This is a genomic window from Streptomyces sp. NPDC049577, from assembly GCF_040675635.1.
Classification (GTDB): domain Bacteria; phylum Actinomycetota; class Actinomycetes; order Streptomycetales; family Streptomycetaceae; genus Streptomyces.
On the sequence record NZ_JBFAPH010000006.1, the window covers coordinates 18,927 to 44,830 of the forward strand.

A 25,904-nucleotide genomic window follows, 5' to 3' on the forward strand; every position below is an offset into this window, starting at 1 on the left:
CAACCGGAACGGTCTCCGCGGACCCCGCCCGGGGTCGTCGGGGGCGGGGGGCGCACGACGGGTGTGAAGACACCCCCGCGGACGTGCTAATGTTCTCGATGTCGGAAGGCGAACGCACCGGAAACGGGCCGAAAGGTTCGGGGAAGGGGCGGGGCCCGGAAGACGACACCCATGCGCGGGTGGCGGAATAGGCAGACGCGCTGGATTCAGGTTCCAGTGCCCGCAAGGGCGTGGGGGTTCAACTCCCCCCTCGCGCACCAAAGGACTCCGCAGGTCTTATGACCTGCGGAGTCTTTGTTTTACCCCGGTTCCTCCCGATACGGTCTGGGCCCAGTCGAACGGCGAAGGGGGAGGTGGCGGACGTGTCACGACTGCCGTACGTACCGGGTTTCGCGAGGCCGGCCGGGCCGGACGGGAAGGCCGGCCGGGCCAGGGGTGGGGCGAAGGCCGCCGGGAAGGCGCTGCGGGAGCGGGTGCCGCGGGCGGCGCACGCGCGCTGGGAGGCCGCCGCCGGGCGGCCCGGGGCCGTGGAGACGGTCGAGTCCTCGAACGCGGGGCGGCTGCCGGAGCTGGTGCCGATCCGGGTGGGCCGCATGGCGGCCTCGCCCTTCGCGTTCCTGCGCGGCACGGCCGGACTCATGGGACACGACCTGGCGGACACGGCCGTCACCGGGATCGGCGCGCAGTTGTGCGGGGACGCGCACGCCGCGAACTTCGGGCTCTACGGCGACGCCCGCGGCGAACTGATCATCGATCTCAACGACTTCGACGAGACCCTGTACGGGCCGTGGGAGTGGGACGTGAAGCGGCTGGCCGCCTCGCTGGTGCTGGCCGGCCGGGAGGCGGGCGCGGCCGAGGACGTGTGCCGGGCCGCGGCCCGGGACGCGGTCGGCGCCTACCGGCGCACGATGCGGTTGCTGGCCCGGATGCCGGCCGCCGACGCCTGGAACGCGATCGCCGACGAGGAGCTCGTCTCGCACGCGGACGCCCACCAGCTGCTGGGCACCCTGGAGCGGGTCGCCGAGAAGGCCCGCCGGAACACCAGCGCGCGCTTCGCCGCGCGGTCGACCGAGAAGGACGGCGAGGGCGGCCGGCGCTTCGTCGACGCCCCGCCCGTGCTGCGCCGGGTGCCGGACGCCGAGGCGGCGGCGGTCGCGCTGGCGCTGGGGGAGTACCGCGAGACGCTGCCGGCGGAGCTGCTGCCGCTGCTGGCCCGGTACGAGGTGCAGGACGTGGCCTTCCGCGTGGTCGGCACGGGCAGCGTGGGCCTGCGCTCGTACGTGGTGCTGCTGCTCGACCACCGGGGCGAGGCCCTGGTGCTCCAGGTCAAGGAGGCCCGGCCCTCGGTGCTGCTGCCGTACGCGGACAAGGCGGGTTTTTCGGCGTTCCCCGCCTCCGATGCGGGGCACGACGGGCGGCGCGTGGTGCTCGGGCAGAAGCGGATGCAGGTCGTCAGCGATGTGCTGCTGGGCTGGGCGACGGTCGACGGCCGGCCCTACCAGGTGCGGCAGTTCCGCAACCGCAAGGGCAGCGTGGACGCCGCGGCGCTGGGCCCGGACGAGATCGACGACTACGGCCGGATGACGGGCGCGCTGCTGGCGCGGGCGCACGCGCACAGCGCCGACCCCTCGCTGATCGCCGGCTACTGCGGCAAGTCGGAGGAGCTGGAGGAGTCGGTCGCCGCCTTCGCCGCCGGCTACGCGGACCGGATGGAGCGGGACCACGCGGAGCTGGTCGCGGCGATCCGGTCGGGACGGCTGGCGGCGGAGCTCGGCGTCTAGGCGGGGCGTGCCGGAACGAGTGCTTCCGGAGGCTCGCGAGCTCGTAGTCTGGGGCGCGTGATGAATCCGGAAGCCGAACTGTCCGAGGAGCCCGGAACCGAGCGCCTGGAGCAGGCCGTGCGGACCGCCGAGGGCGCGCTGATCGAGTTCGAGATAGCCGTGGAGACGTTCCGGGTGGAGGTCGAGAACTTCTCCCGGCTGCACCACCAGCGCCTCGGCCCGATGTACGCGCGCCTGGACGAGCTGGAGGCGTGCATCGCCGAGGCCGTCGCCGCGCGCTCGGGCGACGCGGAGGACCAGCGCCGGGCGCGGGAGGCGCGGGCGCTGGTGCAGCCGATGCCGGCGGTGGAGGAGCTGTTCGGCGGCTGGCTGGACTCCGACGGGCTGTCCCCGGAGGCCTCGGCGATGCTGACCGAGCAGCCCGTGCAGCCGCCGAAGCGGGTGCGACCGAGCGACGGCGCGCGCCGGGCCTACCGGGAACTGGTCCGCCGGGCGCATCCGGATCTGGCCGGGGACGAGGCGGACCGGCAGCGGCGCGAGGAGTTCCTGGCCCGGGTGAACGCCGCCTACGCCGACGGCGACGAGGCGCTGCTGCGGGAGCTGGCCGAGGAGTGGGCGGCCGGTCCGCTGCCGGCCCAGCGGCGGCCGAGCCGGGCCGAGGAGCTGTACGCGCGGCTGGAATGGCTGGCCCGGCGCAAGGAGATGCTCTCGGAGCTGGCGGCCGAGCTGGAGGGCTCCGCGATCGGCGCGATGATCAAGATGGCGCCGGACGACCCGGACGGGCTGCTCGCCGAGATCGCGGACGGCCTGCTGGCGCAGATCGCCGAGCGGGAGGCCTGTCTGGCCTCGCTGGTCGGGTAGCGTCGGAGTCATGCGATTTGGATCCGGAGTCCCCACTGTCGGCGTCGACGTGCTCGCGTCGGACGACTTTCTGCTGGACGTGCGCGAGGACGACGAGTGGGACGCGGGGCACGCCGAGGGCGCGCTGCACATCCCGATGAGTGACTTCGTCGCCCGCTTCGGCGAGCTGACCCAGAAGGCGCCCGACGGCGCCCGGATCAACGTCATCTGCCGCTCCGGCGGCCGTTCCGCGCAGGTCACCACCTACCTGGCCCAGCAGGGCCTGGACGCGGTGAACGTCGACGGCGGCATGCAGGCGTGGGAGGCCGCCGGCCGCCCGGTCGTGGGCGCGGACGGCGCTCCGGGCGCCGTGATCTAGCCGGCGCCTTTCCCGGCGGTCCGGGGCCGGCGCGCGGGTCGCGGCGGTCGCGGGTGCCGCCGCATCCTGGCCGCGGTGGTGCTCGGCCCGGTGCGGCCGGCGGCGGTGCCGGACCGGCCGCAACCCCTCAAGCGGTGTCCGAAGCGAGCAGGTCGGCGAGGGCCTCCTCGTGGGCGGCCGCGGGGCCCAGGGAGAGCTCCAGCTGCTTGGCCCACGCGTGGTAGCGGTGCAGCGGGTAGTCCGTGTCGGCGCCGAAGCCGCCGTGCAGGTGCTGGGCGGTCTGGACGACGCGGCGCACCCCTTCCGATGCCCAGATCTTGGCGACCGCGATGTCGGCCGCGACCGGGAGGCCCGTGTCGCCGGGGGCGTCCGTCTCGATGCGCCAGGCGGCCTGCCAGAGGGTGGCCTCCATGGCCCGCAGATCGATGTAGCGGTCGGCGGCCTGGACGGCGACCGCCTGGAACGTGGCGATCGGGTGGCCGAACTGCTCCCGCTTGCTCGTGTACTCGCCGGTCATCCGCGAGACCGCCGTGCCGAGCCCGAGGGCGAGGGCGCAGGTGCCGGTGATCAGCAGGCCGCGCAGCCACTCCCAGGCGTGGCAGGCGGTGAGCACCTCCGCGTCGTCCACGCACACCGAGTCCAGGGTGATCTCGGCCAGCCGTTCGCCGCTGGTGGAGACCTGCTCGGCGAGGGTGAGGCCCGGGGCGTCGGCCGGGACGAGGGCGAGGACGGTGCGGCCGTCGCCGGCGCGGGCGGGCAGCAGCACGCGGTCCGCGCCGTACGCCCAGGGCACGGCGGTCTGCACGCCGTCGAGCAGCCAGTCCTCCGGGCCCACCGAGCGTGCGGAGACGGCCAGTTCGGCCGGGTCGTGGCCGGTGCGGCCGTTGCCGGCGACGGTCACGACGAGTTCGCCACGCCCGATCGGCGCGAGCAGCCGGGCGGTGCGCTCGCCGCCGTACCGGGCGAGGACGAGGGCCGTCGCGCCGGCCTCCAGGAGCGGGACGCGGGCCAGCACCTTCGCGGCCTCGCGCAGCACCAGGCACAGCGCGACGGGGCCGAGGCCCGCGCCGCCGTGCTCGGTGGGGACGGTCAGGCCGACGAGGTCCGCGCGGACCAGCCGTCGCCACAGCTCCCGGTCGAAGTCCTCGGCGACGGCGCCGGGGACCTCGACCGGGCTGGGCACGCCGTCCGGGGCGACGTCGGAGAAGACGGCCGCGGCGGCCTCGGCGGCGGCCTGCTGTTCCTCGGTGAAGGTGAAGTCCACTGTCCCGTCCCTCCCGGCCGTCAGCGTCCTGACGGAGCTCTCTGACGGGGCGTCACCTTAGGGCAGGCGGCCGCAACAGGGAACGGTGCGGGAGCGGACGGTCAGTGGTCGCTCAGCGGGCGTTCAGCGGGTGTTCAGCGGTCGAAGTCGAGCTCCACCTGCTCGGTGACCGGATGGGACTGGCAGGCCAGCACGTATCCCGCGTCGACCTCTTCCTCCTCCAGCGCGAAGTTGCGGTCCATCCGCACCTCGCCCGAGACCAGGAACGCCCGGCAGGTGCCGCACACCCCGCCCTTGCAGGCGTAGGGCGCGTCGGCGCGGTTGCGCAGCACGGTCTCCAGCAGGGACTCGCCGTCGCGCACGGGCCAGCTGCCGGCGCGGCCGTCGAGCTTGGCGGTCACCGTGCTGTGCGAGGGGGCGGGGACGGGCCCGCCCGGGGGCTGCGCCGCCGGGGCCTCGGCCACATGGAAGATCTCCTGGTGGACGCGGTCCCGGGGCACCCCGAGGCCACGAAGCGCCCGCTCGGCCGCCTCCACCAGCCCGTGCGGGCCGCACAGGAACCAGCCGTCCACGTCCGCCACCCGCAGCAGCGCGGGCAGCAGCTCGGTCAGCCGCCGCTCGTCCAGCCGCCCGGACGCCGGGCCCGCCTGCTGCTCCTCCCGGGAGAGCGTCTGGACCAGCTGGAGACGGTCGGGATAGCGGTCCTTGAGGTCGGCGACCTCGTCGAGGAACATCGTCGACGCGGTGGTGCGGTCGCTGCGGATCAGGGTGAAGTGAGCCTCGGGTTCCCGGGCGAGCAGGGTCGAGACGATGGACAGGACGGGTGTGATCCCGCTGCCGCCGACGACCGCCGCGAAGTGGCCGGGCCGGGGCGCCAGCGTGAACCGGCCGGCCGGTGCCATGACCTCGACGGTGTCCCCGGTGGTCAGTTCCTTGAGCGCGTAGGTGGAGAACGCGCCGCCGTCGACCAGGCGCACGCCCACCCGCAGCGTCTCGGGCCCGGGGCCGCCGGGGCCGGAGGCGGGGCCGCAGATGGAGTACGTGCGGCGTATCTCGGCGCCGTCGAGGACGCGGCGCAGGGAGAGGTGCTGGCCGGGGTGGTGGCGGAAGTCCTCGCGCAGCTCGGGCGGCACGGCGAGGGTGACGGCGACCGAGTCGTCGGTGAGCGGTTCGACGGCCGTCACCCGCAGGGGGTGGAAGGCGCCATGGCGGGCCGCTGCCATCACAACTCCTTGAAGTGGTCGAACGGTTCGCGGCACGCCTCGCAGCGGCGCAGCGCCTTGCACGCGGTCGAGGAGAAACGGCTGAGGAGGGTGGTGTCGGTGGAGCCGCAGTGCGGGCAGCGCACGGGCTCCGCCGGCTCCGTGGCGGGCCGGCCGGCCAGCCGGGTGGGGCCGAGCCCGACCGGGACGGGACCGGTCGGCCGGGGGCCGGTGCGCGGGGGCGCGATGCCGAACTCGGCCAGCTTGCGCCGCCCTTCGTCGGTGATGTCGTCCGTGGACCAGGCGGGGGAGAGCACCGTGCGCACGGAGACCTCCGCCTGGCCGTGTTCGCGCAGCACGCGCTCGATGTCCGCCGCCATCGCCTCGACGGCCGGGCAGCCGGTGTAGGTGGGGGTGAGCTCCACCTCGACGCGGCCGGGGCCGGTGAGGTGCAGGCCGCGCAGGACGCCCAGCTCGGCGAGGGTGAGGACGGGCAGCTCCGGATCGGGCACGGCCCCCGCCAGGGCCCGCAGCTCCTCCTCGAGCGGGGTGGGGCCGTCCAGGGGCGTCGGGGCGGTCACCATGTCGCCCCCGGGTGACTGCGGTGCAGATGCTGCATCTCGGCGAGCATCCGTCCGAACGGCTCGGTGTGCACGCCCTGCCGGCCGGCCCCGGCCGCCCACGAGCCGGCCTGCGGGCCGGTGGGCAGGGTCAGGGTGGCCTGCTCCACGATCGCGGTGATCCGGGCCTGCCAGGTGTCCCGCAGGGCGGGCCAGTCGGCGTCGACGCCCTCGACCGGCTCGAACAGCTCGCCGGTGTACCGCCAGAGGGCGTCGAGGGCGGTCTGCATCCGCCGGTGGCTCTCCTCGGTGCCGTCGCCGAGCCGGAGTGTCCAGTGCTCGGCGTGGTCGCGGTGGTAGGCGGTCTCCTTGACGGCCTTGGCGGCCAGCGGGGCGAACGGCCCCTCCCCGGCGGCCAGCTCCGCGTACAGCAGCTGCTGGTAGGTGGAGAAGTACAGCTGGCGGGCGATGGTGTGGGCGAAGTCGCCGTTGGGCTGCTCGACCAGCTGGACGTTGCGGAAGGCGCGCTCCTCGCGGAGGTAGGCGAGTTCGTCCTCGTCGCCGGCGAGGGAGAGCAGGGTGCGGGCCTGGCCGAGCAGGTCGAGGGCGATGTTGGCGAGCGCGACCTCCTCCTCCAGGACGGGCGCGTGCCCGGCCCACTCCCCCAGCCGGTGGGAGAGCACGAGCGCGTCGTCGCCCAGCGCGAGGGCGGCGGTCACGGGTCCGCGGTTCACAGGTGCCGCACCCCTTCGGGGATCTCGTAGAAGGTCGGGTGGCGGTAGGGCTTGTCGGCGGCCGGCTCGAAGAACGGGTCCTTCTCGTCCGGCGAGGAAGCGGTGATCGCGGCGGAGGGCACGACCCAGATCGAGACGCCCTCGCCGCGCCGGGTGTAGAGGTCCCGGGCGTTGCGCAGGGCCATCTCGGCGTCCGGCGCGTGCAGGCTTCCCGCGTGGGTGTGCGACAGACCGCGCCGGCTGCGCACGAACACCTCCCACAGCGGCCACTCCGTGCTGGTCATGCCACACCCTCTCCGTGCCGGGCCGCGTACGCGGCGGCCGCCTCGCGCACCCAGGCGCCCTCTTCATGAGCCCGCCTGCGCTGACCTATCCGCTGGTCGTTGCAGGGGCCGTTGCCGCGCAGCACCTCGTGGAACTCGTCCCAGTCGATGGCGCCGAAGTCGTAGTGCCCGCGCTGCTCGTTCCACCGCAGGTCGGGGTCGGGCAGGGTCAGGCCGAGCGATTCCGCCTGGGGGACGCAGATGTCCACGAACCGCTGGCGGAGCTCGTCGTTGGAATGCCGCTTGATCTTCCAGGCCATGGACTGCGCGGAGTGCGCCGACTCGTCGTCCGGCGGGCCGAACATCATCAGGGACGGCCACCACCAGCGGTCGACCGCGTCCTGCGCCATGGCGTGCTGGGCCTCGGTGCCCCGGCTGAGCGCCAGCAGCAGTTCGTACCCCTGGCGCTGGTGGAAGGACTCCTCCTTGCAGATACGGATCATCGCGCGGGCGTACGGGCCGTAGGAGCAGCGGCAGAGCGGCACCTGGTTGGTGATCGCCGCGCCGTCCACGAGCCAGCCGATCGCGCCCACGTCCGCCCAGGTCAGCGTGGGGTAGTTGAAGATCGAGGAGTAGCGCTGGCGGCCCGCGTGCAGCTTGTCGAGCAGCTCGTCGCGGCCGGTGCCCAGGGTCTCGGCGGCGCTGTAGAGGTAGAGGCCGTGGCCCGCCTCGTCCTGCACCTTGGCCATGAGGATCGCCTTGCGGCGCAGCGAGGGCGCGCGGGTGATCCAGTTGGCCTCGGGCTGCATGCCGATGATCTCGGAGTGGGCGTGCTGCGCGATCTGCCGGACGAGCGTGGCGCGATAGGCGTCGGGCATCCAGTCCCGGGGCTCCACGCGCTCGTCGGCGGCCACCGTGGCGTCGAACACCGCGCTCAGCGCGGCTTCCCGGCCTTCCGCTTCCGGCGCCGTCGTCGTCATGCCGTGCCCCCTCGCTCGTCGAACTCCCTACCGACCGATCGTTCGGTTCAATGGTGAAGTGCTCCCCTGGGCGTGTCAAGGCCGGACCGGCCCCTGTGGACAACCGGTCCCCCGGGCCGGGCCGCCTGTGGACGACCCGCGCCGCCCGCGGCGCTGGGCCTTGCGGGGCCGCGTCGGTACGGTGAGGCAGCCCCGACCGGACGGAGGCCGTCCACGGCCGCACGGCGGACGGGCGGGGCCCGGCAGGAGAGACGGAATGCGGCGAGCGGGAGCGGGGCGTGCCATGAAGGCCACGGAGGCGGCGGAGGCCACAGGGGCGGCGGGCGCTGCGGGCGCCGTGCCGGCCCAGGCGTCCGGGGCGGCGGTGCACGGCGCCCGGGGCGGTGGCGACGAGGGTGACGGTCTGGCCCGGCTCGCCGGGCTGTCCCTGCCCGCGCGGCTCGTCGTCGCCGGCGGGACGGCGGTCGTGGCGGTGGCGACGGCCGTCCATCTGGCCATGGTCTTCCTGCACGTGGCACCGCCGAACACGGTCAGCAAGCAGCACGCCGCGGCCATCGACGACTACGTCTACCCGGAGTTCGAACAGAACTGGAAGTTCTTCGCCCCGAACCCGCTCCAGCAGAACGTCTCCGTACAGGCCCGTGCCGAGCTGGGCGGCCCCGGCGGCCGGACCACCGTCACCCCCTGGACGGACCTGTCCGCCCAGGACGGCGCCGGCATCCTGCACCAGCCCTTCCCCAGCCACACCAAGCAGAACGAACTGCGCCGCGCCTGGGACTTCTACGCCTCGTACCACGACGCGAACGAGCAGCCCAGCGGCCTGCGCGGGCGCCTGTCCGAGCAGTACGTCCGGCGGATCGTCGTCTCCCGGCTGACCGCCTCCGGCGGCGCCGGCGCGGACCGCCCGGTCGAGCGGGTCCAGGTCCGCGTGGTCACCGCGCCCATCGCACCGCCGCCGTGGAGCGACGAGAAGACCGACACCAAGCCGGTCCACCGGGAACTGGGCTGGTGGCCGGTCACCACTGCCGATCACGCGGAGGTGACCGCCCGATGAGCACCGCCCCGGCCACCACGGCCGCCACCGCCTCCCCGCCCTCTCCCGGCTCCCCCGGCTCCGCGCTCGGGCGCCGTCTCGCGCGCGGCCTCGGTCGCGTCACCGGTTCGTCCCTCGGCCCGTACCAGTCGGCCGTGCTCCGGATCGGGCTGTCCTTCACCTGGCTCTGCTACCTGCTGCGCGAATGGCCCGACCGGCACGAGCTGTACGGCCCCGACGCGCCGTGGAGCCTGGGCATGGCGCGTCAGCTGCTCGGCGAGAACCACGCCTTCAGCGTGCTGCTGTGGTCCGACGGAACGGTCTGGTTCGAGACCGTCTACGGCCTCGCCATCCTGGTCAGCCTGCTGCTGATGCTCGGCTGGCGGACACGGACGATGTCCGTGCTGCACATGGTCGGCGTCCTCTCGCTGCAGAACCGCAGCGTCTTCGTCGGCGACGGCGGCGACAACGTCATCCATCTCATGGCCATGTACACGGTCTTCACCCGGTGCGGGCGGGTCTGGTCGCTGGACGCGCGCCGCCTCCGCCGCGCCGCCGCGGCCAGGCCCGGCCGGGACATCACCGGCAGGCCCGGCCGGGACATCACCGGCGTCGTGCTGTGGGTGGCCTGCGGGTCGGCGCTGGCCCTCGCGCAGGGCCTCGGCCGTCCCGCGCCGGACTGGACGGCGAACGGGCCACTGCCCGGGCTCGGCTGGGCGACGGTGCTCTGGGGCCTCTGGCTCGTGCAGGCCCTGTGGTGGGCGGTGCAGCGGTACGCGCCCGGGGAGCCCCGCACGGTCCTCGACGCGCTCGCCCATCTCGTGCACAACGCCGGCCTGTTGGTCATCATGGCGGAGGTCTGTCTCATCTACGCCACGGCCGGCTGGTACAAGATCCAGGGGACGCGCTGGCAGGACGGGACCGCGCTCTACTACCCGATGCACATCGACTACTTCGCGCCCTGGCCCGTGCTCTCGCACGCGCTGGCGAGCAATGGAACGGTCGTGATGCTGCTCAGCTACGGGACGGTGGCGGTGCAGGCCGCCTTCCCGTTCACGCTGCTGAACCGGCGGGTGAAGAACGTGCTGCTGGCGGTGATGATGGCCGAGCACGTCGGGATCGCCGTGACGCTGGGGCTGCCGTTCTTCTCGCTGGCGATGGTGGTGGTGGACGCGGTGTTCCTGCCGACCGCGTTCCTGCGGCGGGTGGGGGGCTTCCGACCGGCACGTACGCTGAGCCGGTGAGCACCGAAAGCACCCCGGAAAGCACCCCGGAAAGCACCGACGCCGAGCGGATCTGGGCCGCGTCCGCACCGCACGCCGTCCTGCTCGACGGGTTTCACGCGCTCAAGCACGCGCTGCGGTTCGGCGCCCGCGTCGGGGTCGCGCTCACCACGGACCGGGCGGCCTCCCTGGAGCTCGCCGCGGAACTGGCCCCCGACCTCGTCGAACGGCTCGGTGCGCTGCTGACCGAGGTGCCTGAGCGCACGCTGCGCGGGCTCCTGCCGCGGGTGCACCCGACCGGCGTGGCCGCACTGGCGGACCGGCCGGCGCGCGAGCGGAACCTGGAAAGCCTGGCCCGCATGCCGCGCACGGCACCGGTCGTCGTGCTGGACAACCCGCGCAACCTCGGGAACGTGGGCGCGGTCGTGCGGCTCGCGGCCGGTTTCGGCGTCACGGGCGTGGTCACCACCGGCGACATCGACCCCTGGCACCCGAACGCCGTCCGGTCGGGCGCGGGGCTGCACTACGCCACGGCCGTGGAGCGGCTGCCCCTCGACGAACTGCCGCCCGGGCCGCTGTACGCGCTGGACCCCGAGGGCGAGGACATCCGCTCCCTCACCCTGCCCGACGACGCGCTGCTCGCCTTCGGCTCCGAGCGGCACGGCATCTCACCCGGGCTGCGGGCGAGGGCGACCCGGCTGGTCGCCCTGCCCATGCGGCCCCAGGTGTCCAGCTACAACCTGGCGACGAGCGTGGCCATGACGCTCTTCCACTGGGGCGGCCCGGCGGAATGAGCCCCGGGGGAATGAGCCCGGGGGAACGAGCGGCGTGCGGCGTCACGCCTGGCGCCGCACCTCCACCGTGCGGAAGCGGGAGGCGACGAACGCGGTGTCGCACAGCGCGGCGTTGGCCGCGGGGTTGCCGCCGGAGCCGTGGAAGTCGGAGAAGGCGGCCGTCTGGTTCACGTACACCCCGCCGGTGAGGTTCAGCGAGAGCTGGGCGCACTCCTCCAGGCACGCCTCCTCCACCAGCCGCTCGACCTCGGCCGAGGTGGTGTAGGCGCCGACCGTCATCGCGCCCTTCTCGCGCACCGTGCGGCGCAGCAGCTCCACCGCGTCCGTCGTGGAGTCGACGGCGACGGCGAAGGCCACCGGGCCGAAGCACTCGGAGAAGTAGGCGGCCTCGGAGTCCGGCTTGGCGCCGTCCAGCTTCACGATGACGGGGGTGCGGACGGTGGCGCCCGGGAAGTCCGGGTTGGCGACCGTGCGGGAGGCCAGGGCGACCTCGCCGAACCGGGCGGCCGCGTCGATGCGCTCCTTGACCTGGTCGTTGACGATGGCGCCCAGCAGGGCGTTGGCCCGGGCGTCGTCGCCCAGCAGCTTCTCGACGGACATCGCCAGGTCGGAGACGACCTCGTCGTACGACTTGTGGCCGGCGTCGGTGCCGATGCCCTCGCGCGGGATCAGGAGGTTCTGCGGGGTGGTGCACATCTGGCCGCTGTAGAGCGACAGGGAGAAGGCCAGGTTGGACAGCATGCCCTTGTAGTCGTCGGTGGAGTCGACGAGCACGGTGTTCACGCCGGCCTTCTCCGTGAAGACCTGCGCCTGGCGGGCGTTGGCCTCCAGCCAGTCGCCGAAGGCGGTGGAGCCGGTGTAGTCGATGATGCGGATCTCCGGGCGCACGGCCAGGGTCTTGGCGATGCCCTCGCCGTCCCGCTCGGCGGCCAGCGCCACCAGATCGGCGGAGAACCCGGCGTCCTTCAGCACCTCGCGGGCGATGCGCACGGTCAGCGCGAGCGGCAGGACGGCGCGCGGATGCGGCTTGACCAGCACGGCGTTGCCGGTGGCGAGCGAGGCGAACAGGCCGGGGTAGCCGTTCCAGGTGGGGAAGGTGTTGCAGCCGATGAGCAGGGAGACGCCGCGCGGTACGGGCGTGAACCGCTTGTCGAGCTTCAGCGGATCGCGCTTGCCCTGCGGCTTGACCCACTCCGCCGACTCCGGCGCTGCCTTGACCTGCTCGGTGTAGGCGTAGGCGACGGCCTCCAGGCCGCGGTCCTGGGCGTGCGGGCCGCCGGCCTGGAACGCCATCATGAACGCCTGGCCGCTGGTGTGCATGACCGCGTGCGCGAACTCGTGCGTCCGGGCGTTGATCCGGGCGAGGATCTCCATGCAGACCGCCGCCCGCGCCAGCGGACCGACCTCGCGCCACTCGGGCATGGCCGCGCGCATGGCGGGCAGCAGGGCGTCGACGTCGGCGTGCGGATACTCGATGCCCAGCTCCAGGCCGTACGGCGAGACCTCCGAGCCCGCCCAGCCCTCGGAACCCGGCTGGTCCAGCTCGAAGCGCTGCCCGCGCAGCGCGTCGAAGGCGGCCTGACCCTCGGGCGCGCCCAGGCTGCCCGGCACGCCCTCCGCGCCGTACGCCTTCGGGTGCTCCGGGTACGGCGACCAGTAGGCGCGCGTGCGGATGGCCTCAAGGGCCTGGTCGAGCGTGGGGCGGTGCTTCTCGATCAGCTGGGCGGTGGTGAGTCCGGCGGTCACGTCAGACCAACTCCTCGTCGAGCGGGGCTCCGGTACGGGGTCCGGTACGGAAAACGGCGCGGGGAGAACTGTGCGGGGGAACACCCCCGATGGATACAGTAACCGAACGATCGGTCGGGACAAGAGGGCCCGGCGAACCTGTGGACAACTCATCGGGGAGGATCATCGTCATGACCGCCGCCGCAGCTCCCGCCGACGCCGTCGAGCCCGCCGCCGGACCGGCCGCCGTCGAGCCGTCCCGGACCGTGGCCGTCGTCGGCACCGGCACCATGGGCCAGGGAATCGCGCAGGTCGCGCTCGTCGCCGGCCATCCGGTGCGGCTGTACGACGCGGTGCCCGGCCGTGCGGAGGAGGCCGCGCTGGCCGTGGCCGGACGGCTGGACCGGCTCGTGGCGAAGGGCCGGATGACCGCCACCGAGCGCGACGCCGCCCAGAAGCGGCTGCGGCCCGCCGCCCGGCTCGCCGAACTCGCCGACGCCGCACTCGTCGTCGAGGCGGTCGTCGAACGACTCGACGTCAAGCAGGAGCTGTTCGGCCAGCTGGAGGCCGTCGTCCCCGGCGACTGCCTGCTCGCCACCAACACCTCCTCGCTGCCGGTCACCGCCATCGCGGGCGCCCTGCGCCACCCCGGCCGCTTTCTCGGCCTGCACTTCTTCAACCCGGCGCCGCTGCTGCCGCTCGTCGAGGTCGTCCGGGGCCACGCCACGGACGAGGCCGCCGCCGAGCGCGCCCGCGCCACCGTCACCGTCTGGGGCAAGACGCCCGTGAGCTGCGCCGACACCCCCGGGTTCCTCGTCAACCGGCTCGCCCGGCCCTTCTACGCCGAGGCCTTCCGCGTGTACGAGGAGCGCGCCGCCGACCCGGCCACGATCGACGCCGTGCTGCGCGAGTGCGGCGGATTCGCCATGGGCCCCTTCGAGCTGACCGATCTCATCGGCCAGGATGTGAACAACGCCGTCACCCATTCGGTGTACGAGGCGTTCTTCCACGACCCGAAGTTCACGCCGTCGCTGGCGCAGGGGCGGCTGGTGCAGGCGGGACGGCTCGGCCGGAAGACCGGGCAGGGCTGGTACGACCACGCGGAGGACGCGCCGGCGCCGGAGCCGCACACGGCACAGCCGTGCCCGGCGCCCACGGAGGTCGGGTGCGGGCCCGGGCTCGCCGGGCCGGCCGCCGTGCTGCCGCAGCTGATCGAAGAGGCCGGGATCAAGGTCGTGCGGGGTGGGGCGGGCGCCGGCATCGTGCTGCCCGGCGGCACGGAACTGTGCCTCACCGACGGCCGGGGGCCGGCCGCCGGGGCGCGCATCGAATTCGACCTGGCCCTGGACTACCGCGCCTGCGCGCGCGTCGCCCTCGCCCCGTCCGCGACGGCGCCCGGGGAGGACCTCGCGGCGGCCGTCGGCCTCTTCCAGGCCCTGGGCAAGCGGGTCAGCGTCATCGGTGACGTTCCCGGCATGATCGTCGCCCGTACGGTCGCCCTGCTGGTCGACTTCGCCGAGGACGCGGCCGGCCGGGAGGTCGCCGGCCGGGAGGACGTCGACACCGCCATGCGGCTCGGCGTGAACTATCCGCTGGGCCCGCTGGCCTGGGGGCAGGAGCTCGGCGCCGACTGGGTGGCGGGTCTTCTGCGCAACATGGACCACGAATACCCGGGCGGGCGCTACGCGGCCTGCCGGTCACTGCGCCGCCGTGCGGCCGTCAAGGAGAGCCTGCTGTAATCATGACCATGGCCAAGCGCGACACCTACACGCCCGAATCGCTGCTCGCGGTCGCCGTCGGGGTGTTCAACGAGCGGGGCTACGACGGCACCTCGATGGAGCACCTCTCCAAGGCCGCCGGCATCTCCAAGTCCTCGATCTACCACCACGTCAAGGGCAAGGAGGAGCTGCTGCGCCTGGCCATAAGCCGTGCCCTCGACGGCCTCTTCGCGGTCCTCGACGAGCCCGCCGCGGCCGGTGACGGCCGGGCGGTGGAGCGGCTGGAACACGTCGTGCGGCGCACGGTGGAGGTGCTGATCGCGGAGCTGCCCTACGTGACGCTGCTGCTGCGGGTGCGCGGGAACACGGGCACCGAGCGGTGGGCGATGGAACGGCGCCGCGAGTTCGACCACCGGGTCGCGGAGCTGCTCAAGCGGGCCGTCGCCGAGGGCGACCTGCGCAGCGACGTCGACGTGCGGCTGGCCACGCGGCTGCTGTTCGGAATGATCAACTCGATCGCGGAGTGGTACCGGCCGGCTCGCGCCGGGGCGGCCACGGTCGACGAGGTCGCGGACGCCGTGATCCATACGGCGCTGGGGGGACTGCGGACGCACCGCTCGTAGCCGACGCCCCCGCCCCCGGCACCCTGGGGCGGGCCCGCCCCCAGGTCACAGGCGTTCCGACTTCAGGTCCGTTTCCTCGAAGACCAGCAGCGTGCGCGTGCTGAGGACTTCCTCTATGGCCTGGATGCGGGTCAGGACCAGCTCCCGCAGGGCGCGGTTGTCCCGGGTGTGGACCAGGAGCAGGACGTCGAAGTCGCCGCTGACCAGGGCGATGTGGGACGCGCCCGGCAGTTCGCGGAGCTTTTCCCGGACCGTTCGCCACGAGTTCTGGACGATCTTCAGGGTGATGTAGGCCGATGCGCCCTGCCCCGCGCGCTCCTCGTCCACGCGCGCGGAGAAGCCGCGGATGACGCCGTCGTCGATGAGGCGGTTGATCCGGGCGTAGGCGTTGGCCCGGGAGACGTGTACGCGCTCGGCCACGGAGCGTATCGACGCCCGGCCGTCGCACTGGAGCATGCGCAGGATCGACCGGTCGATGTCGTCGAGCGGGCGGGCCGGTGGTCTCTCGCCGGAAGCGAGCGACGGGACCGGCGTGGCCATCTGTTCGTCCGCCATACCGCCATGCCTCCCCTTCATGGACACCGTGTCCATATCTCACGTTGTGGAGAACCGTTTGTCCACAGGCTCGGGCCGCCTGTAGCCAAAATGTGCCGACGACCGAACAATCGGTAGGGAGAGCGCAGGGCGCTTTCCGGTCACGCTCGTCTCAAGCCCGTCCTCCGAGGAGGTGCTCGTCATGACGGTTCTGGAGCAGCCCGGTTCGTACCGGCCCACTCCGCCGAACTGGCAGCCCCGCACCGACCCCGCGCCGCTGCTTCCGGACGCGGAGCCGTACCGCCTGCTGGGCACCGACGCCGCCGCGGAGCTCGACCCCGAGCTGCTGGTGCTGCTGTACGGCCACCTGGTGCGCGGCCGGCGGTACAACACACAGGCCACGGCGCTGACCCGGCAGGGCCGGCTCGCCGTCTACCCGTCCTCCACCGGCCAGGAGGCGTGCCAGGTGGGCGCCGCGCTCGCCCTCGCCGAGCGGGACTGGCTCTTCCCCAGCTACCGCGACACCCTCGCCGCGGTCGCGCGCGGCCTGGACCCGGTCCAGGCACTGACGCTGCTGCGCGGCGACTGGCACACCGGCTACGACCCGCACGAACATCGTGTCGCCCCCCTGTGCACTCCACTGGCCACCCAACTCCCGCACGCGGTCGGTCTCGCGCACGCCGCCCGCCTGAAGGGCGACGACGTCGTCGCGCTCGCCATGGTCGGCGACGGCGGCACCAGCGAGGGCGACTTCCACGAGGCCATGAACTTCGCCGCCGTGTGGCGGGCCCCGGTCGTCTTCCTCGTGCAGAACAACGGCTTCGCCATCTCCGTGCCCCTGGCCAAGCAGACCGCCGCGCCCTCGCTCGCCCACAAGGCCGTCGGTTACGGCATGCCCGGCCGCCTGGTGGACGGAAACGACGTGGCCGCCGTCCACCGCGTGGTGGGCGAGGCGCTCGCCCGGGCACGGTCCGGCGGCGGCCCCACGCTGATCGAGGCCGTCACCTACCGCCTCGACGCGCACACCAACGCCGACGACGCCACCCGCTACCGCTCCGACGCCGAGGTCGAGGCATGGCGCGGCCACGACCCGGTGGCCCTGCTGGAGGCGGAGCTGACCGGGCGCAAGCTGCTCGACGAGGACGGCATGCGGGCCGTCCGCGAGGACGCCGAGCGGATGGCGGCGGGGCTGCGCGAGCGCATGAACCAGGACCCGGTCCTGGACCCGATGGAACTGTTCACCCACGTGTACGCCGAGCAGACTGCCCAACTGCGCGAGCAGGCGGCGCAATTGCGCGCCGAGCTGGCCGCCGCCGACGAGCTCGCCCCGGGCACCCACGGACACGGCCCCCAGGAAGGAAGGCAGCGATGACCACCGCCGCTGTCGCGCACGCCGCCACACCCACCTCGATGGCGCAGGCGCTCACCCGGGCCCTGCGCGACGCGATGGCGGAGGACCCCTCCGTCCACGTCCTCGGCGAGGACGTCGGCACCCTCGGCGGGGTCTTCCGGGTCACCGACGGCCTGGCCAAGGAGTTCGGCGAGGACCGCTGCACGGACACCCCGCTCGCCGAGGCCGGCATCCTCGGCACGGCCGTCGGCATGGCGATGTACGGGCTGCGGCCAGTGGTCGAGATGCAGTTCGACGCCTTCGCCTACCCGGCCTTCGAGCAGCTCGTCAGCCACGTCTCCCGGATGCGCAACCGCACGCGCGGCGCGATGCCCATGCCGATCACCATCCGGGTGCCCTACGGCGGCGGCATCGGCGGCGTCGAGCACCACAGCGACTCCTCCGAGGCCTACTACCTGGCCACCCCCGGCCTGCACGTCGTCACGCCGGGCACGGTCGCCGATGCGTACGGGCTGCTGCGCGCCGCCATCGCCTCCGACGACCCGGTCGTCTTCCTGGAGCCCAAGCGGCTCTACTGGGCCAAGGCCGACTGGAACCCCGAGCACCCGGCGTCCGTGCCCGGCATCGGCCGCGCGGCCGTCCTGCGGCCCGGCACGTCCGCCACGCTGGTCACCTACGGGCCGTCCGTGCCCGTCTGCCTGGAGGCCGCGGAGGCCGCCCGGGCCGAGGGCTGGGACCTGGAGGTCGTCGACCTGCGCTCGCTCGTGCCGTTCGACGAGGAGACCGTCTGCGCGTCCGTACGCCGCACCGGCCGGGCCGTCGTCGTCCACGAGGCGACCGGTTTCGGCGGTCCCGGCGGGGAGATCGCCGCCCGGATCACCGAGCGCTGTTTCCACCACTTGGAGGCGCCCGTGCTGCGGGTCACCGGCTTCGACATCCCCTATCCGCCGCCGATGCTGGAGAAGCACCATCTGCCCGGCGTGGACCGCGTGCTCGACGCGGTGGCGCGGCTGCAGTGGGAGTCCGAGTGGACCGGCGAGGGTGCCGAGGGTGGTGCGCGCTGATGGCCGTCGTCCGTGAGTTCACCCTGCCGGACCTGGGCGAGGGCCTGACCGAGGCCCAGGTCGTGCGCTGGCTCGTCGCCGTCGGTGACGTGGTCGTCGTCGACCAGCCCGTCGTCGAGGTCGAGACCGCCAAGGCGATGGTCGAGGTCCCCTGCCCGTACGGCGGCGTGGTCACCGCCCGGTTCGGCGAGGAGGGCACCGAACTGCCCGTCGGGGCGCCCCTGCTGACCGTCGCGGTCGGCGAGCGGGACGGCTCGGCGGCGGGGGAGGAGCCGAAGCCGGCGCCGGAGGGCTCCGGCAACGTCCTCGTCGGGTACGGCACGCAGGCGCCCGCCGCGCGCCGCCGCCGGGTCCGGCCGCAGCGGACCGGACGGACGGAGCCGAAGGCCCCTGCCCCGGCCCCCGCCCCGCTCGCGGACCCGAACCCCGGTTCGGCGGCGATCGCGGTGATATCCCCGCTCGTCCGCCGGCTCGCCCGCGAGCACGGCGTCGACCTCGCCGGCGTGCGCGGCAGCGGCCCGGACGGGCTGATCCTCCGGGTGGACGTCGAACAGGCCGCCCGGGCCGCCCGGTCCGCCGGGTCCGTCGCCGCGGAGGCCAAGGACACCGCCGGCCGTGCCGCCCGGCCCGCGCCGCGCCAGGCGGCCGAGGGGCTGCGCGTGCCGCTGCGCGGTGTGCGCGGCGCGGTCGCCGAGAAGCTCAGCCGCAGCCGGCGCGAGATCCCCGACGCCACCTGCTGGGTCGACGCCGACGCCACCGAACTGCTGGAGGCCCGCCGCGCGATGAACGCGTCCGGTGGCGCGAAGGTCTCGCTGCTGGCCCTCCTCGCGCGCATCTGCACGGCCGCGCTCGCCAAGTACCCGGAGCTCAACGCCACCGTCGACGTGGAAGCCGGCGAGATCGTCCGGCTGCCCGGCGTCCACCTCGGTTTCGCCGCGCAGACCGAACGCGGACTGGTCGTCCCGGTCGTCCGGGACGCCCACGCGCGCAACGCGGTCGAGCTGTCCGTCGAGATGGCCCGGCTCACCGAGGCCGCCCGCGCCGGCAAGCTCAGCCCCGCCGAGCTCACCGGAGGCACGTTCACGCTGAACAACTACGGCGTCTTCGGCGTCGACGGCTCCACCCCGATCATCAACCACCCCGAGGCCGCGATGCTCGGCGTCGGCCGGATAGCGCCCAAGCCCTGGGTGCACCGCGGCGAGCTGGCGGTGCGGCAGGTCGTGCAACTGTCGTTCACCTTCGACCACCGCGTCTGCGACGGCGGCACGGCCGGCGGCTTCCTGCGCTACGTGGCCGACTGTGTCGAACAACCCGCCGTGCTGCTGCGCTCGATCTGACCCGATACTCATCGGGTGACGGATCACGCGGAGTACGACGTTGTTGTGCTGGCCGGCGGGGCTGCCCGCCGGCTCGGCGGTGCCGACAAGCCGGGCGTGCGGATCGGCGGGCGCGCGCTGCTCGACCGGGTGCTCGGCGCCTGTCCGGACGCCGCCCGGACGGTCGTGGTGGGCCCGCGCCGGGCGACCGCCCGGCCGGTCCTGTGGACGCGCGAGGAACCGCCCGGCGGCGGCCCCCTCGCCGCCCTGCACGCCGGCCTGCGGCACGCCACCGCCGGCACGGTCCTCGTCCTCTCCGCCGACCTGCCGTTCCTCCGCCCGGACACGGTCCGGGAGTTGCTCACGGAAGCCGGAGCGGCCGGCACGGAGGGCACCCTGCTCGTGGACCCCGCCGGCCGCGACCAGCCCCTGGTCGCCGCCTACCGGACCGAGCCGCTCCGCCGCGAGCTCGCCCTGCTCGCCACGGAACACGGCACGCTGACCGGACTGCCGCTGCGGCTGCTCCTCTCCGACCTCACCCTCACCCGCCTCCACCGTCCCACCGACTCGCCGGATTCCTTCGACTGCGACACCTGGGACGACATCGGCGCGGCCCGTGCCCGCATCAGGGACCATGGGACCGTGCTGGATGAATGGATCTCCGCGGTCAAGGCCGAGATGGGCCTGGATCTCGACGTCGACACGGCGGGCCTCCTCGACCTGGCCCGCGACGCCGCCCACGGCGTGGCCCGGCCCGCCGCGCCCCTGACCACCTTCCTCGTCGGCTACGCGGCCGCGCAGCGGGGCGGCGGCCCCGAGGCGGTCGCGGAGGCGGCCCGCGCGGCGACCGCGCTCGCCGCGCGCTGGGCGGAGGAGAAGACGGACGGTTCGGCAGACGGACCGTCATGACCGACCACGACGCGGACGCGGCCCTGGAACGGGCGACCGAGGAGGCCCTGGCCCTCCTCACCCCGCGGCCCGCCGGTTCCGACGGGCCGCCCGGCCGCTCGCCGCGGCACGCGGACGCGCATGCCGAGCAGCGGCACGGACCGTGCGCGGGACAGCAGCCCGGCCACAGCGCGCCCCGGGAGCACGCCGAGCGGGCACCGGACCGCTCACCGGACCGCTCAGCCGCCGGGCCCGGATTCCCCTTCGACGGCGATCCGTTCGGGCCGGAGGAGGCGTTGCGTGAGCGCGGTGCGGCCGGCGGGCCGCTGCTGCCGGGCTCGCGGCGTGACGGTGAGCGGCCGGCCGACCCGCCGCGCGAGCGGGCTGCGGCCGCTGTGCGCAGCGGAGCCGTGGACCCGGGCTTCCCGTTCGACGGCGATCCGTTCGGGCCGGAGGAGGCGTCCCGTGAGCGCCGTCCGGCCGACGTGACGCTGCCCGGGTTCCTCCTCGACGCCGAGCGGCCTGCCGCGCAGGCGCGTTCCTCGCGGAACGAGCCACCGGCCGGGTCCGGGTTCTCCTTCGACCGGGACCCGTTCGGCGCCGCCCCCGAGGCGGCCGGTGGGCGGTCCCGGGGACACGGGGGCGAGGGGCCGGAAGAGCCGCTCGACGTGCCGTTCGACGGCGTGCGCTTCGTCGATCTGCACGCGCCCGAGCGGCGACGGAAGGGGACCGGCGGGCCGCGGCACGGGCGCGTCCCCTGGGACGAGGCCCGGCACATCGCCGCCCGGGCCGCCGACGTGCTGCCCGCCGAGCGGCTGCCGATCGCCGAAGCGCTCGGCCGGACGCTCGCCGAGCCGCTCGCCGCGCTCGCCGACCTGCCGTCGTTCGACACGTCCGCCATGGACGGCTGGGCCCTCGCCGGCCCCGGGCCCTGGCAGCTGCCCGGCGAGGGCGAGGACGGCACCGGCATCCTCGCCGGCCAGGACGCGGCCGCCCCGCTCGCGGACGGCCGTGCCGTACCCATCGCCACCGGCGCGCGCGTGCCCCCCGGGACGACCGCCGTGCTGCGGCGGGAGCACGGCAGAACCGGTCCGCAGGGCGAGCTCCAGGCGACGCGCCGTGTGACCCAGGGGCAGGACATCCGCCCGAGGGCCCAGGAGTGCCGCCGCGGCGACGAGCTGCTGCCCGCCGGGATGCGCGTCAACCCGGCCGTGCTGGGCCTCGCCGCCGCCACCGGGTACGACGAACTGGCCGTCACCCGCCGCCCGCGCGTCGACGTACTCGTCCTGGGCGACGAACTGCTGCGCGAGGGGACGCCCCGGGACGGCCTGATCCGCGACGCCCTCGGGCCCATGCTGGGTCCCTGGCTGGACGCCCTCGGCGCCGAGGTCCGCACCACCCGGCATCTGGGCGACGACGCGGAGGCGCTCCACGCCGCTCTCGCGGGCAGCGAGGCCGACCTCGTCCTGACCACTGGCGGGACCGCGTCGGGGCCCGTGGACCACGTCCGCCCGGCCCTGGGCCGGCTCGGTGCCGAACTCCTCGTCGACGGCGTCGCCGTCCGGCCCGGGCACCCGATGCTGCTCGCCCGGCTCGCCCCCGGCCGGCATCTGGTCGGCCTGCCGGGCAATCCGCTCGCGGCCGTCGCCGGGCTGGTCACGCTCGCCGTGCCCGTCCTGCGGGCCCTCGCCGGGCAGCCGCCCGCCGACCGCCTCCCGCAGGCCGTGCTCACCGGGCCGGTCTCCGGGCACCCGGCCGACACGCGCCTGGTCCCGGTGACCGGCCAGGGCGGCGGCCGGGCCCGGCCCCTGCGCTTCCACGGGCCGGCGATGCTGCGTGGCCTGGCCGCCGCCGACGCGCTGGCCGTCATCCCGCCGGGCGGCACCGGCCACGGCGGCCGGGCCGAGCTCCTGGCCCTGCCCTGGGCCGCCGCCGCGCCCGCCGGAGGCGCCGTGTGAAGCTCCCCGCCCAGGACGCCGCGGCCCGCTCCGAGGATCCGGAGGGCGAGTACCGCATCCTGCTGCCGCGCGGCGCCGTCGCGCCGCTGCGGCAGGTCGCGCGCCGGCTGGGCCTCGCACTGCTCGTCCTCGTCGCGACCGTGATCGTCGTCTACGCCGACCGGGGCGGCTACCACGACAACGCGGACGGCCGGGTGGACTTCCTCGACGCCGTCTACTACTCCACCGTCACCCTCTCCACCACCGGGTACGGCGACATCGTGCCGCACAGCGACGGCGCCCGGCTGTCCAACGTGCTCCTGGTGACGCCCCTGCGCGTCCTCTTCCTGATCATCCTGGTCGGTGCCACGCTCGAGGTCCTCACCGAACGCACCCGCCGGCAGTGGCGCGAGGCACGCTGGAGGTCCGCCGTGCGTGAGCACACCGTCCTCATCGGATTCGGCACCAAGGGCCGGTCCGCGCTGCAGACCCTGCGGGCGACCGGGCTGGCCGCCGAGAAGGTGGTCGTCGTCGACCCGAACCCCAAGGTCGTCGAGTCCGCCACCGCGCACGGCTACGCGGGCGTCGTCGGCGACGCCACCCGCAGCGACGTGCTGCTCCGCGCCGAGCTCCAGAAGGCACGGCAGATCATCGTCGCCACGCAGCGCGACGACACGGCCGTGCTCGTCACCCTCACCGCACGCCAGCTCAACCGCGGCGCCCACCTCGTCGCCGCCGTGCGGGAGGAGGAGAACGCCCCGCTGCTGCGCCAGTCCGGCGCCTCAACGGTGATCACGAGCGCCAGCGCGGCCGGACGGCTGCTCGGCCTGTCCGTGCTCAGCCCGAGCGCCGGCACGGTCATGGAGGACCTCATCCAGCACGGCACGGGCCTCGCCCTGATCGAACGGCCGGTGGTGAAGTCCGAGGTGGGACGCGGGGTGCGGGAGACGGACGACCTGGTCGTCTCCGTCCTGCGCGGCCACCGCCTGCTGCCGTACGACGACCCGGCAGCGAGCCCGCTCAGGGCGACCGACCGGCTGATCACGATCGTCCGGGCCCGGCCGGACGCGTCCGACGGCCAGTCATGAACCGCGCGGCCTCCGGGGATTCCGGGGAGTAGCCTCGCGCTCATGCATGCGATCACCATTCCCGAACCCGGTGGCCCCGAGGCGCTCGTCTGGGCCGAGGTCCCCGATCCCGTGCCCGGCGACGGAGAGGTTCTCGTCGAGGTCGCGGCCGCCGGCGTCAACCGCGCCGACGTGATGCAGCGGCAGGGCTTCTACGACCCGCCGCCCGGCGCCTCCCCCTACCCGGGCCTGGAGTGCTCCGGCCGGATCGCCGCCCTCGGCCCCGGGGTGAGCGGCTGGGCGGTCGGCGACGAGGTGTGCGCGCTGCTGGCCGGCGGCGGCTACGCGGAGAAGGTCTGCGTGCCGGCGGGCCAGCTGCTGCCCGTGCCGGCCGGCATGGACCTCGTTCACGCGGCCGCGCTGCCGGAGGTGACGTGCACGGTCTGGTCGAACGTATTCATGATCGCCCACCTGGCCCCCGGCGAGACGCTGCTCGTGCACGGCGGTGGCAGCGGCATCGGCACGATGGCCGTCCAGCTGGCCAAGGCGGCCGGCGCACGCGTCGCCGTCACGGCGGGCGGGCCGGAGAAGCTGGAGCGCTGCCGCGAGCTGGGCGCGGACATCCTCATCGACTACCGCGAACAGGACTTCGTGGAGGAGCTCCACAAGGTGACGGGCGGGGTCGGCGCGGACGTCATCCTCGACATCGTCGGGGCGAAGTACCTCGCACGGAACGTAGACGTCCTCGCCGTCAACGGACGGTTGACGATCATCGGGTTGCAGGGCGGCCGGCGCGCCGAGCTGGACCTGGGCGCGCTGCTGATGAAGCGGGCCGCCGTGATGGGCACGTCGCTGCGCGCGCGGCCTCTCGCCGAGAAGGCGACGATCGTGGCGGCCGTGCGGGAGCACGTCTGGCCGCTGATCGCGGCCGGGCGGGTACGGCCGGTCGTGGACCGCACGATGCCGCTGCGGGACGCGGCGGGGGCGCACCAGGTGCTGGAGGAGAGCGCGCACATCGGGAAGGTGCTGCTGACGGTGTGAGCGCTTGACCCGTTCGCCTGATCGCCCTGTCCAGCGCGCTGCCGGGCGCCACCCGTGTGAGGGTGGTGGGTGTCCGTCAGGGGGGCGACTCCCGCGGAGGTTGGCGAAGTGGGCTGCCGATCGCGAACCGTCTCCCTGGCCGTGCTCGTGCTGACGGCCCTGCTGAGCGCGCCGGGCGGCGCGGTGCGGGCGGACGAGCGGGACCCGACGGCGGTGCCGTCGTACACGACGGTCTTCCCGTCGCCGCCGTCGTCGCCGTCGCCCTCCGGCGACGACCTCGTGGGCACGGCGGCGGGCGCGGGGCGGCGCCATCCCGGTCGCCCCGGCGCGGAGGAGAAGGGCGAGGCCCCGCGGCCGGCCGCGCCTGTGCCGCCGGCCCCGCGTCCCGCGGACCGGGGCGCCCCTGCCCGCTCCCGGGCCACGGAATCCTCGGACCGAGCGATGCGGGTGCTGCCGCTGGGGCTGGGGCTGACGCTGACGGGGCTGGGGCTGGCGTTCTTCGCCCTGCGCCTGCGGGGTCGCTGACCCCGAGCCCTCTCCCGGGCCCGCACCCCGACGGCGCTCTGTCCTTCCCCCCGGCCGAGGGCGCCCTCTCCCTTCCGCCCCTGCCCGGGGCCTGCGGGAGGGGGGCTGGCGCCCCCTCGTCCCCTCTTCCCGGCGCGGCGGCGCTCAGCCACCGTGCCGGTGTCCGGCACGGTGCCCGCCGGGCTGGGCCCGGTTCGGCACCGCCGGCCAGGTCGCATGGGGACCTCGCCGTCGCGGCGGCGTTGGGGGGGGCTGGCGCCCCTCGGCCCCGCCTCCGCGCGCGCCAGGCGGCCGACGGCCCTGGCCTGGGGCTGGGGGGGCCTCGCCGTCGCGGCGGAGAGGAGGGCGGAGAGGAGGAGGGGGAGGCCCCGCCTTCTTCGTGTTGCTGCCCGCATGGGCAACCCGCATGGGCGTGCGTGTGCGGGGGCATCACCCTGGGGAAATCACATGTGCGAGAGAATGGCGGCATGGATATGCCGAGGAATGAACGGTCGCAGGAGAGCCCGCCGCACGTCCTGGTCGTAGGCCCGGACGGCCTGGCTCTCGGCAGCGCCAGCCCCGGCGGCGGGGAGGGCGACGACGAGTCGCGCGAGGTCCCGGTGACGGAGATGGTCGAACAGCCCGCGAAGGTCATGCGCATCGGCAGCATGATCAAGCAACTGCTGGAAGAGGTCAGGGCCGCTCCCCTCGACGAGGCGAGCAGGGTGCGGCTGCGGGAGATCCACGCCAGCTCGGTCAAGGAGCTGGAGGACGGGCTCGCCCCCGAGCTCGTGGAGGAGCTGGAGCGCCTCTCCCTGCCCTTCACGGACGAGACGATCCCCACCGAGGCCGAACTGCGCATTGCGCAGGCGCAGTTGGTCGGCTGGCTGGAGGGGCTGTTCCACGGCATCCAGACGACGCTGTTCGCGCAGCAGATGGCGGCGCGCGCCCAGTTGGAGCAGATGCGCCGGGCCCTGCCGGCCGGCATCGGGGGCGACGACGAGCGGGAGGGCCCGCAGCACGGCGGCGCCCGCTCCGGGCCGTACCTGTAGGAAAAACAGAAAGGGGGCCGTCGGTTGCCGG

25 protein-coding genes and 1 tRNA gene are annotated in these 25,904 nt (G+C 74.5%); 18 read left to right on the forward strand and 8 right to left on the reverse strand.

What is annotated here, in order from left to right:
• Positions 1–173: 173 nt before the first annotated feature.
• The 4 genes from AB0K09_RS01655 to AB0K09_RS01670 all read left to right on the forward strand — a co-directional run bounded on the left by AB0K09_RS01655 (position 174) and on the right by AB0K09_RS01670 (position 3,000).
• Positions 174–260 (forward strand) — tRNA-Leu (locus tag AB0K09_RS01655).
• Positions 261–362: 102 nt separating this feature from the next.
• Positions 363–1,781 (forward strand): DUF2252 domain-containing protein, encoded by a 1,419-nt coding sequence (locus tag AB0K09_RS01660; RefSeq protein ID WP_366063196.1) that lies wholly within the window; start codon positions 363–365, stop codon positions 1,779–1,781.
• A 60-nt stretch (positions 1,782–1,841) separates the two neighbouring features.
• Positions 1,842–2,642 (forward strand): hypothetical protein, encoded by an 801-nt coding sequence (locus AB0K09_RS01665; RefSeq protein ID WP_366063231.1) that lies wholly within the window; start codon positions 1,842–1,844, stop codon positions 2,640–2,642.
• Positions 2,643–2,652: 10 nt separating this feature from the next.
• Entirely contained in the window at positions 2,653–3,000 is a 348-nt protein-coding gene (locus tag AB0K09_RS01670; RefSeq protein ID WP_366063197.1) for a rhodanese-like domain-containing protein, read from the forward strand.
• Positions 3,001–3,127: 127 nt separating this feature from the next.
• Here AB0K09_RS01670 and AB0K09_RS01675 read toward each other — a convergent pair whose 3' ends face one another.
• The 6 genes from AB0K09_RS01675 to paaA form a co-directional block, all read right to left on the reverse strand.
• The gene (locus AB0K09_RS01675) at positions 3,128–4,264 is read right to left on the reverse strand and encodes an acyl-CoA dehydrogenase family protein (protein ID WP_366063198.1); all 1,137 of its coding nucleotides are present in this window, start codon (positions 4,262–4,264) and stop codon (positions 3,128–3,130) included.
• Between the two features lie 134 nt (positions 4,265–4,398).
• Positions 4,399–5,487: a 2Fe-2S iron-sulfur cluster-binding protein gene (locus AB0K09_RS01680; protein ID WP_366063199.1), complete on the reverse strand. Its 1,089-nt coding sequence runs from the start codon at positions 5,485–5,487 to the stop codon at positions 4,399–4,401.
• Positions 5,487–6,050, reverse strand: a complete 564-nt coding sequence (gene paaD / locus AB0K09_RS01685) for a 1,2-phenylacetyl-CoA epoxidase subunit PaaD (protein ID WP_366063200.1) — start codon at positions 6,048–6,050, stop codon at positions 5,487–5,489. The genes AB0K09_RS01680 and paaD overlap by 1 nt, the downstream gene beginning before the upstream one ends.
• Positions 6,044–6,745 carry a 1,2-phenylacetyl-CoA epoxidase subunit PaaC gene (paaC, locus tag AB0K09_RS01690; RefSeq protein ID WP_366063232.1) on the reverse strand — a complete coding sequence of 234 codons (702 nt, stop codon included), beginning with the start codon at positions 6,743–6,745 and terminating at the stop codon, positions 6,044–6,046. The genes paaD and paaC overlap by 7 nt, the downstream gene beginning before the upstream one ends.
• Positions 6,746–6,756: 11 nt before the next feature.
• A complete protein-coding gene (paaB, locus tag AB0K09_RS01695; protein WP_366063201.1) occupies positions 6,757–7,044 on the reverse strand; it encodes a 1,2-phenylacetyl-CoA epoxidase subunit PaaB in 288 nt (95 codons plus the stop codon).
• Positions 7,041–8,003: a 1,2-phenylacetyl-CoA epoxidase subunit PaaA gene (paaA, locus tag AB0K09_RS01700; protein ID WP_366063202.1), complete on the reverse strand. Its 963-nt coding sequence runs from the start codon at positions 8,001–8,003 to the stop codon at positions 7,041–7,043. Before paaA ends, paaB begins: the two co-directional genes overlap by 4 nt.
• A gap of 283 nt (positions 8,004–8,286) precedes the next feature.
• On the opposite strand from paaA, the gene AB0K09_RS01705 reads away from it, so the two are divergent.
• The 3 genes from AB0K09_RS01705 to AB0K09_RS01715 are packed head-to-tail and all read left to right on the forward strand — an operon-like array spanning position 8,287 to position 11,053.
• A complete protein-coding gene (locus AB0K09_RS01705) occupies positions 8,287–9,057 on the forward strand; it encodes a DUF5819 family protein (protein WP_366063203.1) in 771 nt (256 codons plus the stop codon).
• Positions 9,054–10,280, forward strand: coding sequence for an HTTM domain-containing protein (locus AB0K09_RS01710; protein ID WP_366063204.1), 1,227 nt, complete (start codon positions 9,054–9,056; stop codon positions 10,278–10,280). Before AB0K09_RS01705 ends, AB0K09_RS01710 begins: the two co-directional genes overlap by 4 nt.
• Before the next feature lie 50 nt (positions 10,281–10,330).
• Positions 10,331–11,053 carry a TrmH family RNA methyltransferase gene (locus AB0K09_RS01715; RefSeq protein ID WP_366063233.1) on the forward strand — a complete coding sequence of 241 codons (723 nt, stop codon included), beginning with the start codon at positions 10,331–10,333 and terminating at the stop codon, positions 11,051–11,053.
• Between the two features lie 42 nt (positions 11,054–11,095).
• Here the strand turns inward: AB0K09_RS01715 and paaN are convergent, their stop codons facing one another.
• Positions 11,096–12,799 (reverse strand): phenylacetic acid degradation protein PaaN, encoded by a 1,704-nt coding sequence (paaN, locus tag AB0K09_RS01720; protein WP_366063205.1) that lies wholly within the window; start codon positions 12,797–12,799, stop codon positions 11,096–11,098.
• A 170-nt stretch (positions 12,800–12,969) separates the two neighbouring features.
• On the opposite strand from paaN, the gene AB0K09_RS01725 reads away from it, so the two are divergent.
• A complete protein-coding gene (locus tag AB0K09_RS01725) occupies positions 12,970–14,517 on the forward strand; it encodes a 3-hydroxyacyl-CoA dehydrogenase (protein ID WP_366063206.1) in 1,548 nt (515 codons plus the stop codon).
• Positions 14,518–14,519: 2 nt separating this feature from the next.
• A complete protein-coding gene (locus AB0K09_RS01730) occupies positions 14,520–15,119 on the forward strand; it encodes a TetR/AcrR family transcriptional regulator (protein ID WP_366063207.1) in 600 nt (199 codons plus the stop codon).
• A gap of 45 nt (positions 15,120–15,164) precedes the next feature.
• Here AB0K09_RS01730 and AB0K09_RS01735 read toward each other — a convergent pair whose 3' ends face one another.
• Entirely contained in the window at positions 15,165–15,674 is a 510-nt protein-coding gene (locus AB0K09_RS01735) for an Lrp/AsnC family transcriptional regulator (protein ID WP_366063208.1), read from the reverse strand.
• 181 nt (positions 15,675–15,855) lie between these two features.
• Here AB0K09_RS01735 and pdhA point away from each other — a divergent pair, with 181 nt between their 5' ends.
• The 9 genes from pdhA (at position 15,856) to AB0K09_RS01780 (ending at position 25,873) form a co-directional block, all read left to right on the forward strand.
• Positions 15,856–17,025, forward strand: a complete 1,170-nt coding sequence (gene pdhA / locus AB0K09_RS01740) for a pyruvate dehydrogenase (acetyl-transferring) E1 component subunit alpha (protein ID WP_366063209.1) — start codon at positions 15,856–15,858, stop codon at positions 17,023–17,025.
• Positions 17,022–18,068, forward strand: coding sequence for an alpha-ketoacid dehydrogenase subunit beta (locus AB0K09_RS01745; protein WP_366063210.1), 1,047 nt, complete (start codon positions 17,022–17,024; stop codon positions 18,066–18,068). The genes pdhA and AB0K09_RS01745 overlap by 4 nt, the downstream gene beginning before the upstream one ends.
• The gene (locus tag AB0K09_RS01750) at positions 18,068–19,405 is read left to right on the forward strand and encodes a dihydrolipoamide acetyltransferase family protein (RefSeq protein WP_366063211.1); all 1,338 of its coding nucleotides are present in this window, start codon (positions 18,068–18,070) and stop codon (positions 19,403–19,405) included. The genes AB0K09_RS01745 and AB0K09_RS01750 overlap by 1 nt, the downstream gene beginning before the upstream one ends.
• A gap of 15 nt (positions 19,406–19,420) precedes the next feature.
• Entirely contained in the window at positions 19,421–20,293 is an 873-nt protein-coding gene (locus AB0K09_RS01755) for an NTP transferase domain-containing protein (RefSeq protein WP_366063212.1), read from the forward strand.
• On the forward strand, positions 20,290–22,230 hold the full coding sequence (locus tag AB0K09_RS01760) for a molybdopterin-binding protein (protein ID WP_366063213.1): 1,941 nt from the start codon (positions 20,290–20,292) through the stop codon (positions 22,228–22,230). The genes AB0K09_RS01755 and AB0K09_RS01760 overlap by 4 nt, the downstream gene beginning before the upstream one ends.
• Positions 22,227–23,297 (forward strand): potassium channel family protein, encoded by a 1,071-nt coding sequence (locus AB0K09_RS01765; RefSeq protein WP_366063214.1) that lies wholly within the window; start codon positions 22,227–22,229, stop codon positions 23,295–23,297. The genes AB0K09_RS01760 and AB0K09_RS01765 overlap by 4 nt, the downstream gene beginning before the upstream one ends.
• A gap of 42 nt (positions 23,298–23,339) precedes the next feature.
• A complete protein-coding gene (locus AB0K09_RS01770) occupies positions 23,340–24,317 on the forward strand; it encodes an NAD(P)H-quinone oxidoreductase (RefSeq protein ID WP_366063215.1) in 978 nt (325 codons plus the stop codon).
• A gap of 108 nt (positions 24,318–24,425) precedes the next feature.
• Complete coding sequence (locus AB0K09_RS01775; protein WP_366063216.1) at positions 24,426–24,842, forward strand: hypothetical protein; 417 nt, start codon at positions 24,426–24,428, stop codon at positions 24,840–24,842.
• A 467-nt stretch (positions 24,843–25,309) separates the two neighbouring features.
• A complete protein-coding gene (locus AB0K09_RS01780; protein WP_366063217.1) occupies positions 25,310–25,873 on the forward strand; it encodes a bacterial proteasome activator family protein in 564 nt (187 codons plus the stop codon).
• Positions 25,874–25,904: the final 31 nt, after the last annotated feature.